This is a genomic window from Synechococcus sp. R6-7 (assembly GCF_047461695.1).
GTDB lineage: Bacteria > Cyanobacteriota > Cyanobacteriia > Thermostichales > Thermostichaceae > Thermostichus.
Window position 1 is genome coordinate 1 of sequence record NZ_JANSHS010000010.1, and the last position, 2,044, is coordinate 2,044.

The 2,044-nt window shown below is 55.9% G+C and carries 1 protein-coding gene and 1 pseudogene; one reads left to right on the forward strand and one right to left on the reverse strand.

Annotated elements, in window-relative coordinates; all coding sequences use genetic code 11:
* Nucleotides 1-478, reverse strand: a pseudogene (locus tag NW815_RS00275) (peptidase M8); the annotation flags it as partial.
* A 158-nt stretch (nt 479-636) separates the two neighbouring features.
* Between NW815_RS00275 and NW815_RS00280 the strand changes: the two are divergent.
* Nucleotides 637-1,905, forward strand: coding sequence for a class I SAM-dependent methyltransferase (locus tag NW815_RS00280; protein WP_414388995.1), 1,269 nt, complete (start codon nt 637-639; stop codon nt 1,903-1,905).
* Nucleotides 1,906-2,044 lie beyond the last annotated feature (139 nt).

Below are 2,044 nucleotides of genomic sequence, written 5' to 3' on the forward strand. Positions count from 1 at the left end.
CTGCCTGTTCAGGCGTCAGGTTGAGGGGAGGTTGCAGCCGCAAAACGGTGTTGACGAAGGTGTTGATGCGGTTGGCATCGCGGGTCTGCAAAGTGGCAACGGCAAACAAAATAGCCGCATCCCGAATGGTGCCTGGCGTGCCATCCCCATCAAAATCGGAGATGGCCACCGGATTGGGGTCGGCCGTGGTCACCTCAGCCAAGGTGAGAGGAGGCTGCACCCGCAAAACGGTGTTGACAAAGCTGACAATCTGGCTGGGCTGGGTGATCCCGCTGGCAATGGCAAAGGCAATGGCGGCATCGCGGATGGTTACCGATTGCGGGTTGCCGTCGTAGTAGGCAGCAACGCCTCCTTCTGGGGCGGGCGATGAAGTCTCTGGGCGACTGAGGAGGCTGGGCCCGCTAGCTAGCCCACAAGCAGCCAGAATTCCAAGGAGAAAAGTTGCCATTAACCAAAACAGCCGCTTGCGGGGGCTCATCGAAGGATCCCTCTTCCGCCTTCCTGGCTAGTTACGAAACACTCCGCCAGTGTACCATCCTCAGGCTTTTCTGGATTTGCCTCAGTCTTTTGCTTGCTGTGCAGTACGATAGGGTACGTGCTAAGAGTGTTGGGATACCTAAAAGCAGGGAGATCACCATGGCAAAGACCGCTGTGTCTAACCCCGTCCAGGCGCAGTTTGACGAGTTTCCCTACCCAAATGTGCCAATTGAGCAGACGGTTACCGACAACTTTGCTTTGTTTGCCAACAGCCTTACGACGGCCAGGTACCTGCGGGATCGCAAGGTGGTATTGCCGGAAGGCAAGGTGATGCTCAATGCCGGCTGTGGCTCCGGTTGGGAAACTTTGGTTTTGGCAACGGCCAACCCCGGCGCTCGCTATGTGGGTGTGGATATTTCGCCGGAGTCCATCAAGATGGCAGAGCAGCGCTTTAAGTTCCATAAGATTGAAAACGCCCGCTTTCATGTTATGGACATTACCGACATGACGGCGCTGGGGGAGGAGTTTGATTTTATTGCCTGCAACGACGTTCTCTACCTACTGGACGACCCGGTTGCCGGTTTGAAAGGCATGCGGCAGGTGCTCAAGCCCGATGGGATCATCCGCACCAATGTTCACAGCCTTTATCAGCGGCAGTTTATCTTCAACATGCAGGATGCGATGGAGCTGCTGGGGGTGATGGACGAGCCGGCAGCCAAAGCGGTGCCCCTGCTACGAGAGGTGATGGAAGCGCTCACCGACGCCAGCTTTGTGAAGAGCCACTGGAACGGCGATGCCATCAAAACCACAGCGGGGATCCTGGCCAACTTCCTGCTGCGCAGCGACAAGGGCTTTACGGTGCCGCAGGTGTTTGAGATGTTGAGGCAGGCCGGCCTCGAGTTTATTAGCATGGTGAATTGGCAGCAGTGGAAGTTGGAGAGGGTCTTGACTAAGCCAGTGCCCTACTCGATGCGGCAACTCAATAAGTTAAGCGAGGAGCAAAAGCTTCACTTCATCGAGCTGATTTTCCCCAACATGACCCGCTTGATCGACTTTTGGTGCGGGCACCCCGGCATTCCCAAGGCTGAGCCGTTTACAAACGACGAATGGTGGAACGGCACGGTGCAAGCCCACCCCCTTCTGGTGAAGTTGGATGCCAAGCAGGCTTTTCTCAACGCCATTCGGGACAACGGGCCTGTCAACATCAACGGCTGGCCGGGAGCTGAGGGGAACATTACCATCGATCCTTTCTCGGTGCGCTGGCTGGTGGATGTCTTCGGCCCCTTGCCGGTGCCGGTGCAATCTCTAGTCCACAAGACCATGGAGATTATGGACTGGACGCAGGAAGAAGCGTTTAGTCAAGTGTTGGCCAACCTGAAGTTTTTGGAAGAACGCCTGGTCATTCTGCTGGATTCCCCACTTCGCTAGGCAAGTGCAAAGCCAGGACTTACGAAAGCCCCCCTGATTCATACATGGGGGCCTTTTTGGTTGACATACCCCCCGCCCTAAAGGACGGGGATTCTTTCTCAGCCAGCAGAATTGCTGATACATTTACGCTGAACACTGC